Origin of the sequence: Nesterenkonia massiliensis, assembly GCF_000455245.1 — a bacterium.
In the GTDB taxonomy this organism is placed as follows: domain Bacteria; phylum Actinomycetota; class Actinomycetes; order Actinomycetales; family Micrococcaceae; genus Nesterenkonia; species Nesterenkonia rhizosphaerae.
Map to the genome: position 1 here is coordinate 181,614 of NZ_HG005165.1, position 7,768 is coordinate 189,381.

6 protein-coding genes are annotated in these 7,768 nt (G+C 62.1%); 2 read left to right on the forward strand and 4 right to left on the reverse strand.

Annotated elements, in window-relative coordinates:
* Positions 1–117: 117 nt before the first annotated feature.
* Positions 118–1,047 (forward strand): ABC transporter permease, encoded by a 930-nt coding sequence (locus tag TX78_RS00870; RefSeq protein ID WP_044492825.1) that lies wholly within the window; start codon positions 118–120, stop codon positions 1,045–1,047.
* A complete protein-coding gene (locus TX78_RS00875) occupies positions 1,044–2,081 on the forward strand; it encodes an ABC transporter ATP-binding protein (protein WP_233722109.1) in 1,038 nt (345 codons plus the stop codon). Before TX78_RS00870 ends, TX78_RS00875 begins: the two co-directional genes overlap by 4 nt.
* A 71-nt stretch (positions 2,082–2,152) precedes the next feature.
* On the opposite strand, the gene ndk is transcribed toward TX78_RS00875, so the two are convergent.
* The 4 genes from ndk to ileS are packed head-to-tail and all read right to left on the reverse strand — an operon-like array spanning position 2,153 to position 7,767.
* The gene (ndk, locus tag TX78_RS00880) at positions 2,153–2,563 is read right to left on the reverse strand and encodes a nucleoside-diphosphate kinase (RefSeq protein WP_044492828.1); all 411 of its coding nucleotides are present in this window, start codon (positions 2,561–2,563) and stop codon (positions 2,153–2,155) included.
* A gap of 11 nt (positions 2,564–2,574) precedes the next feature.
* Entirely contained in the window at positions 2,575–3,054 is a 480-nt protein-coding gene (locus TX78_RS00885; protein ID WP_049897259.1) for a DUF4233 domain-containing protein, read from the reverse strand.
* A complete protein-coding gene (locus TX78_RS00890) occupies positions 3,054–4,442 on the reverse strand; it encodes a bifunctional folylpolyglutamate synthase/dihydrofolate synthase (RefSeq protein WP_044493466.1) in 1,389 nt (462 codons plus the stop codon). The genes TX78_RS00885 and TX78_RS00890 overlap by 1 nt, the downstream gene beginning before the upstream one ends.
* Before the next feature lie 22 nt (positions 4,443–4,464).
* On the reverse strand, positions 4,465–7,767 hold the full coding sequence (gene ileS / locus TX78_RS00895) for an isoleucine--tRNA ligase (protein WP_044493470.1): 3,303 nt from the start codon (positions 7,765–7,767) through the stop codon (positions 4,465–4,467).
* Position 7,768 lies beyond the last annotated feature (1 nt).

Genomic DNA, 7,768 nt, shown 5'->3' on the forward strand with positions numbered 1-7,768 from the left:
GACGCCGCCGAGGTTCGTGTGAGTTTCCGCGGCTTGACGGCGCCCGCTGATAGACTGGCAGGCGCTTTGCCGGTGCTCTGCGCGCGGCAACGACAAACCGGAAGGAACTGACGTTTCATGGGAACATCCACCACCGAAGCATCGCAGTATGCTCTCGGTGCACGTCGCGTAGTGCAGCTGGACGGTTCACGCCTGGTACGCGTTGGTGCTCGCCCCACACTGGGCCAGTACATCAAGCAGCTGTGGAAATTCCGGCACTTCCTATACTACGACTCACGTTCCCGCGTCTCAGCGCAGAACAACTATGACACCCTGGGCCGTGTGTGGATGGTTTTCAACCCCATCCTGCTGGGATTGGCATTCTTCACAGTCTTTGGTCTGATCCTCGAATCATCACGCGGTATCGCCAATTTCCTGGGCTACCTGGTGATTGGCATCTTCATGTTCCGCTTCTTCACCTCTGCCATCACCGGGGCGGCGAACTCGATCGCCGGGAACCAGAGCGTGGTCCAGGCATTTAACTTCCCACGGGCAGCGCTGCCACTCTCAGCTGCCGTCCGGGAGCTTTTCGCTTCCGTACCGGTCTTTGTGGTGATGGCTCTGCTGGCCTATTTCCTGGGTGGTTACCAGGTCACCCCGGACGAGGAGAACGCCTACCCGGTTGAGCTCACCTGGCACTGGCTGCTGTTCTTCCCGGCAGTGTTCCTGGCGCTGCTGACCATGGCAGGCATTGGTCTTATTCTTGCCCGTCTGGTCAACCACTGGAACGACACCAAACACCTGATCACCTTCGGCACACGAGTTCTGATGTACACCTCATGCGTGTTCTTCAGCATTGAGCGTTACGACAAGGTGCCCCTGATCAAGACCATCGTGGAGAACAACCCGCTCTATTGTGTGCTGGACATCATCCGCCACGCCTGGCTCTACGACGGCTTCGCCGATCCGCAGCGTTGGATCACCTTGACCATCTGGGCCTTTGGCTCCCTGATCATCGGCTTCATCATCTTCTGGGCCGGCGAAGAGTCCTACGGGAAGGAACGATGAGCACTCCCGCATCTGAGTACACTCCACGTCGTGCCAACTGGCTGGCCTCCTCCAACGCAGCCGCAGGAGGCCTCGACGTCGACCCCGAGGCCCTCGATGACTTCGACGGTATCGAAGAGATTGCCTGGGACTCCGCTCCCCTGACCTATCACGCACCCGTGGTGGAAACAGTGAACTCTGCAGAGATCGCTGTGGCGGTCGACGGCGTCTCCATGGTCTACCGGGTGCGCTCCTCCACGGAGTACCTCAAGGCCGAGAACCGCTTCGCCCGTATGGTGAAGCAGGTCACCGGCTCAGGCTGGGCCGAAATTCCCGCCCTGGACGAAGTCAGCTTTGTGGTCAACCGCGGCGAGTCAGTAGGTGTCATCGGCACTAACGGCTCCGGTAAGTCCACCCTGATGAAGCTGCTCACCGGTAAGGTCCGTCCCACCACCGGCGAGGTCTACGCCACCTCCACCCCGGTCATGCTCGGCGTCAACGCCGCACTGGTGAGGACCATCTCTGGCCGCGAGAACATCAAGCTTGGCTGCTTGGCCATGGGGCTCAGCCCCGAGCAGACCGCTGAGAAGTTCGACATGATCGTGGAGATCTCCGGTCTCCACGACGCCCTGGACATGCCGCTGAAGGCGTACTCCTCAGGTATGGCTTCCCGATTGCAGTTCGCCATCGCTACAGCCGTGGACCCCGATATTCTGCTCATCGATGAGGCCCTGAACACCGGCGATGCCCAGTTCCGGGCCCGCACCAAGAAGCGGTTGGATGAGGTGCGGTCCAAGGCCGGCTGTGTCTTCCTGGTTTCGCACTCGCTAGGCACGATCAAGCAGATGTGCACCCGGGTGATCTGGATCGAACAGGGACGGCTGCTGGCCGACGGGGATCCGGAGTGGGTCTGCTCCCAGTACGAGGAGTACACCTCGCATAAGTCCAATGACCGTAAACGCTCCGCGCAGATCGTCTACGATCGCACCCTGCTGAAGCTGGCACCACTGCAGTTGGAGTTCAGCGAGGGCACCCGCCCCACTCGAGCGGGCTGATAAACCTCCAGGTACTAAGAAGCCCGGCGTGGTCACATGACCGCACCGGGCTTCTTCCTCAGCTGTGACGCCTAGAACCAGATGGAGATCTCCCGCTCGGCAGATTCCACGGAGTCCGAGCCGTGCACCAGATTCTTCTGGACCTTCTCGCCCCAGTCGCGGCCCAGGTCACCGCGGATGGTGCCCGGAGCCGCCGTCGTGGGATCAGTAGTGCCCGCCAGGGAGCGGAAGCCTTCTATGACGCGGTCGCCTTCCAGGATGGCTGCCACCACGGGTCCGGAGAGCATAAAGTCCACCAGCTGCTGGTAGAACGGTTTGCCCTCATGCTCAGCGTAATGGGCGGCCAGCTGCTCAGTGCTGGCCTGCAGCTTCTTCAGCTCAGCGATGGCGTATCCCTTCGCCTCGATGCGGCGCAGGATCTCACCGGTGAGTCCCCGCTGCACGCCGTCGGGCTTAATCAGCACCAGAGTGCGTTCAGTCACGTTAAAGCTCCTCACTTCTCCCCCGGTGCGCCCTCAGACTCACCAGCAAATTCTTGTTCCAGTCTGTATCTTTCCATCTTTTCCGCATCAATCTGCGCGCCCTTTGTCACCGCATACCACCAGCAGGCCAGGAACCCCAGCCCGGGCAGCAGCGCAAGCGGAGCCCAGAGTCCCTGCTCTGTGACCAGGGCCGTACCGAGAAAACCAGCGACGATGACTGCCTGCAGCGCCCAACCGATGATGTAACCGAGCGGCTTCTGCAGTAGCGCGCACGTCATGATGCAGGCCACCGCGACCACTAGGGATCCGCCGAAGATCCACCACGCGTACCATTCGTGCTGATTAAGCCCCCAGGCGGCTAGGCCGAAGAACAGCATCAGTGCCGCCTCCAGGCTGAGTACCGTAGAGGAGAACAGGACTCTGACCGAGCGGGGTGGTCGGCTCTGTCCCGGCTGCCACTGCTGCTGTGCCCTGCTGAGCCGTCGTCCCATCAGGCCGCTCCCAGCAGGATGCGAGCCTCGCCCACCAGAGTGATGGATCCGGTGATCAAAATGCCGCCAGTGGCGGTCTCCCCGGAGTCATCCACGCGCATCACCGCCCAGTCGATGGCCTCATCCAGTCGTTCGGTGATATGGATATCCTCCTCACGGAATCCGGCGTCCTGTGCCAGCTCGGCCAAGTCCGCTGCCGGGATGGCGCGCGGGGAGGTTGACTCGGTGAAGCAGATTTCCTCAGCCAGACCTTCATACTGTGTGTAGAGGGTCTGCAGCATGGCGGGGGCGTCCTTTTCCTGCAGGATTCCCACCACCAGTACCAGTTTGGTGAGCCCGAAGCTCTCCTTCAGCGCCAGCGCGGAGGCTTCAAGGCCTGCGGGGTTATGCCCGGCGTCAACGATGACGGCCGGACCGGTGCGCAAGGTCTCCAGCCGACCCGGCGAGGTGATGTTCTCACAGGCCAACTGCAGGTTCTCCAGGTTCAGTTCCTTCTCCCCTCCCCCGAGGAAAGCCTCCAACGCGGCGACGGCCAGCGCGAAGTTCTCTGCCTGATGGGGTCCATGCAGCGCCAGCAGGAGGTCTGGATAGCGGCCGGCGAGCCCCTGGATGGTCAGCTGCTGTCCGCCCACCCCCGGGGTACGGGATTCAACGCCGAACTCCACGGATTCGAAGCGGAACTCCACCCCGGCGCTCCGGGCAGCTTCGAGCAGCACATCAGCTGCCTCAGGAATCTGTGCCGCGGAGATCAGGAAGCCACCGGGTTTGATGATTCCGGCTTTCTCCAGAGCGATGTCGCGTTCGGTATCGCCCAGTAAGTCCGTATGGTCCAAGCTGATGGGGGTGATCACCTGGACTGCGGGCTCCACTACGTTGGTGGCATCCCATGTGCCGCCCAATCCCACCTCGATGACCATCACATCAACTGGCTCATCGGCGAAGATCGCGAAAGCCAGCACCGTCAGGCACTCAAACAGCGTCAGTGGCACCTCCCCGCGGGCCGAGAGCTGCTGATCCACCAGCTGGATATGCGGCCGGATCTCATCCCATACCCGGACAAAGGTCTCATCCGAGACTGGTTTGCCGTCGATGCTGACCCGCTCCGTCACCGACCCCATATGCGGGGAGCTGTACCGTCCAACCCGCAGGTCATGGGCCAGCAGACCGGCTTCGATCATCCTGGCGGTGGAGGTCTTGCCGTTGGTGCCGCCTACATGGATCACTGGCGCCGAACGTTGGGGCTCCCCCAGGACATCCATGGCCATCTGCATGGGCTCCAGGCGGGGCTGCATGTCATTCTCCGGCGCGCGCGCCAGCATCTCCGCATAGACACTGGCCACGGAGAAGTGATCAAGCGGCTGAGCTCCGGAGGGTCCTGAACTGGGCATCTCTGAACTGGGCGTATCTGAGCTAGGCATGAGTGTCCTCTACGACGACGGCGACGCTGACCTTGGTCTCTTCCTGCATCTCCCCGGCCAGCAGGTTCAGCTCCACGGTGAGAGTCTCGGACTTCACTAGTTCCTGATGCGCTTCCACCGCACTGATGACCTCCGGGGCTGCTGTCAGTGTGGTGGAGATTCGGTCAGAAACCTGCAGGTCTGCATCCTTACGGGCAGCCTGGATGGTGCGGATGACATCCCGGGCGGTGCCCTCGGCCACAAGCTCCTCGGTCAGTTCGGTGTTAAGCACCAGGAAACCGCCCTGTTCGAGCACGGTGACGGCTTTATCCCCGAGTTCCTCAGAGACCGTGGTGGTCAGGGTATATTCGCCCTCAACGAGCTCAAGACCACCAGCGGTGACCACCCCGTCGGTCACCGACCAGTCGCCGGATTTGGCGCCCTTGATGGCCTGCTGCACCTGCTTGCCCAGCCGCGGACCCGCAGCACGGGCATTGACCACCAGCTGCTGGCCGATCCCATAGGCCTCGGCCGAGGTTTCTGCAAGATCCCGCAGCACCACGGATTTGATGTTCAGCTCATCGGCGATGATCTGCTCATAGGTGCCAGCCAAGGCGACCGCCTCAGGCACCACTACCGTCAGTTCTGACAGGGGCTGGCGGACACGGCGCTTGGCCTGTTTGCGCAGCGCCGATCCGGCGGAGGTGATGGACCGGGTCAGCTCCATCAGTTCCACGGCCCGCTCATCCTTCAGATAGTCCTGCGGATTGGGCCAGTCCGCCAGGTGCACCGAACGGCCACCAGTGAGGCCGCGCCAGATCTCTTCACTGATCAGCGGCAGCAGTGGGGCAGCTACCCGGGTGAAGGTCTCCAGAACGGTGTAGAGCACATCGTAGGCAGCAAAATCCTCGTCGTAGAACCGCTGCCGGGAACGCCGGATGTACCAGTTGGTCAGTGTCTCGGAATAGCGACGCAGAGCATCAGTAGCACCAGCCACGGCGAAGTCATCCATGGCCGCGGTGACGTCCCGGACCAGGTCACCGGTCGCGGCGAGGATGTACCGATCCAGGGGGTTTTCGACGTCGTCGGCCCCCACGCTCTTAGCTTGGTAGCCCGCTCCCCCATTGGCGGTATTGGCGTAGAGGGCGAAGAAGTGCCAGGCGTTCCACATCGGCAGCAGCACCTGACGAACGCCCTCGCGGATGCCTTCCTCGGTGACAATCAGGTTTCCGCCGCGCAGGATGGGGCTGGACATCAGGAACCAGCGCATCGCATCGGAGCCATCGCGGTCGAAGACCTCGTTGACGTCCGGGTAGTTCTGCAGCGATTTGGACATCTTCTGCCCGTCAGAGCCCAGCACGATGCCATGGCTGATCACGTTGGTGAAGGCCGGGCGGTCGAAGAGCGCGGTGGCCAGGATATGCATGGTGTAGAACCAGCCGCGGGTCTGACCGATGTACTCCACAATGAAGTCTGCCGGGTGGTGGTTCTCGAACCACTCAGCGTTCTCGAAGGGGTAGTGCACCTGGGCGAACTGCATGGAGCCGGAGTCGAACCAGACGTCCAGCACGTCTTCGACTCGCACCATCTTGGACTGGCCGGTGGGGTCATCCGGGTTCGGCCGGGTCAGCTGATCGATCCACGGACGGTGCAGGTCCGGTTCTCCGGCGGCATTGCGCGGATAGTCGCCGAAGGCCTCCTTGAGCTCCTCCAAGGAACCGTAGACCTCGGTACGCGGGTAGTTGGGGTCATCGGAGACCCACACCGGAATGGGGCTGCCCCAGTAGCGGTTGCGCGAGATGGACCAGTCACGTGCGTTCTCAAGCCATTTCCCGAACTGGCCGTCTTTGACGTTCTCCGGGATCCAGTTGATCTGCTCGTTGAGTTCCAGCATCCGCTGCTTGATCTGCGTGACAGCTACGTACCAGGAGGTCACGGCCTTGTACATCAGCGGAGTGCGGCAGCGCCAGCAGTGTGGGTAGGAGTGCACATAGGACTGTTCGCGCACCAACCGACCATCGGCCTTGAGCTGGTTGATGATGGTGCGATTAGCATCAAAGGCCTGCACGCCCGCGATCTGCGCCAGCGGGGCATCACCTTCAGGAGTCGGCTCAGCGAACATCGGCAGGAACTTCGCCGCCGAATCCACGGAGAGGATCACGGGGATGCCGGCCTCTTCAGAGGACCGCTGATCCTCCTCACCGTAGGCGGAGGCCTGATGGACCAGCCCGGTGCCGTCGCTGGTCGTCACATAGTCCTCCACCAGCACCCGGAAGGCGTGTTCGGTGCCCCACTTCTGCGTATCGGTGTAGTAGCTCCACAGCGGCTTGTACTCCAAATTCACCAGATCGCGCCCCTGGTAGCGGCCGACGACGGCGGCCACCGCGGCTTGTGCTGCGGTCTGATCCTCTGCGTCGGTGAAGCCCAAATCCTTGGCATAGGCCCCCAGCAGCTCGGCGGCGAGCATGTGTTTACCCGGCAGCGGCCCGTCTGCGGGAGCTTCCACCACCACGTATTCGATCTCCGGACCCACGGCAATGGAGAAGTTCGTGGGCAGAGTCCAGGGTGTGGTGGTCCACGCCAGCAGGTTCACTCCGGTGAGCGTGTCCCCGAGCTGGCCGCCGCCGGTGACCGGGAAGGTCACAGTCACCGAGGGGTCCTGGCGGTCTTTATAGACGTCGTCGTCCATGCGCAGCTCGTGGTTGGACAGTGGGGTCTCGTCCTTCCAGCAGTATGGCAGCACGCGGAAGCCCTGATAGGTCAGGCCCTTCTCGTGCAGCTGCTTGAAGGCCCAGATGACGGACTCCATGAAGTCCACGTTGAGGGTCTTGTAGTCGTTCTCGAAGTCCACCCAGCGAGCCTGCCGGGTCACATAGGTTTCCCACTCTTTGGTGTATTTCAGCACTGAGGCGCGGCAGGCGTCGTTGAAGTGCTCGATGCCCATGGACTCGATCTCGGCTTTGTCCGTCATGCCGAGTTCCTTCATAGCCGAAAGCTCAGCAGGCAGACCGTGGGTATCCCAGCCGAAGCGGCGATCCACACGCTTGCCGCGCATGGTCTGGTAGCGCGGGACGAGGTCCTTGACGTAGCCGGTGAGCAAGTGGCCGTAGTGCGGCAGGCCGTTGGCGAACGGCGGACCATCATAGAAGACGAACTCCTCGGTGTCCGGTCGGCTCTCGATACTGGCCTTGAAGGTGCCGTCCGCCTCCCAGTACTTCAGAATCCGCTGTTCGATCTCGGGGAAACGCACAGAAGTCGGCACCTTACGCTCACCTGTGGCAGCGCGGGGGTAGACGGGAGCGGAGTTCTCGGTCATG

Coding starts and splice junctions, on each gene's coding strand:
- TX78_RS00870 (WP_044492825.1), top strand. CDS start 118: ATGGGAACATCCACCACCGAAGCATCGCAGTATGCTCTCGGTGCACGT.
- TX78_RS00875 (WP_233722109.1), top strand. CDS start 1,044: ATGAGCACTCCCGCATCTGAGTACACTCCACGTCGTGCCAACTGGCTG.
- TX78_RS00885 (WP_049897259.1), bottom strand. CDS start 3,054: ATGGGACGACGGCTCAGCAGGGCACAGCAGCAGTGGCAGCCGGGACAG.
- TX78_RS00890 (WP_044493466.1), bottom strand. CDS start 4,442: ATGCCCAGTTCAGGACCCTCCGGAGCTCAGCCGCTTGATCACTTCTCC.
- ileS (WP_044493470.1), bottom strand. CDS start 7,767: ATGACCGAGAACTCCGCTCCCGTCTACCCCCGCGCTGCCACAGGTGAG.